Origin of the sequence: Streptomyces alkaliphilus (assembly GCF_014141535.1) — a bacterium.
In the GTDB taxonomy this organism is placed as follows: domain Bacteria; phylum Actinomycetota; class Actinomycetes; order Streptomycetales; family Streptomycetaceae; genus Streptomyces; species Streptomyces alkaliphilus.
The window spans coordinates 1-1,109 of record NZ_VKHT01001321.1; the positions used below are offsets into that span (position 1 = coordinate 1).

Genomic DNA, 1,109 nt, shown 5'->3' on the forward strand with positions numbered 1-1,109 from the left:
GCCGCCCCGCCGGGTCCCGTTTCGCCGGGGTCGAGGAAAGCGCCGCGCCGCGACCGCCCCGAACCGTCTTCACCGAGGAGGACCGGCGTGCCGCCGGGGAGATCGCGGGCCGGTTGGCCCACCTGCGCGCCCGGGGATTGGGCGCGGACCTCTACATGACGCTGTGCGGCGCGGTGTCCGGCCCCCCACAGCGCATCCCGCTGCTGGTGGAGAGCATGGAGCGGGAGGGCCTGGAGCCCGAGGTCGCCACCCTGCTGTGGGAGGCGGCCACCCTCCCGCCCCGGCCGGTGGTCGCGGTCGCCGAGGCACTCGCCGACCGGGGGCTGGAAAAGGAGTGCCGACAACTGCTGCGCCAGGCCGCCGCCCGCCCGGCCGTCGACACCGGCACCATCGCCGCCGAACTGGTGGCCCTCGGCCGGGAGGAGGAGGCGGTCACCCTCCTCGCCTCCCTGGTGCGGGCCCGGCGGGCCGAGGACGCGGTGGGCGCCGCGCTGGACAACCCCGAGGTCCTGGCACCGGTGCTGCTGGACGCCGCGCGCGCCGTCTCCCCCCGCCACCACAGCGCCGTGGCGGGGGAGTTGCGCCGCGCCGGCGCCGCCTGAGCCGGCGCCGCCCGATCCCGGCCTTCCGGGGGCGGGCCGGGCGGACGAGTACGAGACGCCCGAAGGGGAACACGTCCCCACGGGAGGGACCGAACCGCCCGACCCGTGGCGTGCCGATGCCCCGGGGCGTGTTTCGATGGAGGGATGATCGACGCACAGGTGGGAGCCGCCGTCCCGGAGGTGATCCGGCGGATCGTGGCCGAGGAGGTCGTGCCGCGCCGGCGGCGGTTGGCCGAACACGACATCCTGCTCAAGACGGGGCCGAACGACCTGGTCACCGTCGCCGACCGCGAGGTCGAGCGCCGGCTGACCGAGGAACTGACCGCCCTGCTGCCGGGCTCGCTGGTCGTCGGTGAGGAGGGGGTCCACGAGGATCCCGGCCGGTACGCGGCCCTGGAGAGCGAGGACCCGGTGTGGATCGTGGACCCCGTGGACGGCACCCGCCAGTTCGTGCGCGGCGAACCCGGTTTCTGCACCATGGTCGCCCTGGCCCGGGCGGGGCGGGTG

The 1,109-nt window shown here is 76.3% G+C and carries 1 protein-coding gene and 1 pseudogene; both read left to right on the plus strand.

All coding sequences use genetic code 11. The features are described 5' to 3' along the window. Positions 1-602 (plus strand): annotated as a pseudogene (locus tag FNQ90_RS24240) (hypothetical protein); the annotation flags it as partial. A 144-nt stretch (positions 603-746) separates the two neighbouring features. Next, the coding region (locus FNQ90_RS24245) for an inositol monophosphatase family protein (protein WP_323380155.1) at positions 747-1,109 on the plus strand (363 nt) is incomplete at its 3' end.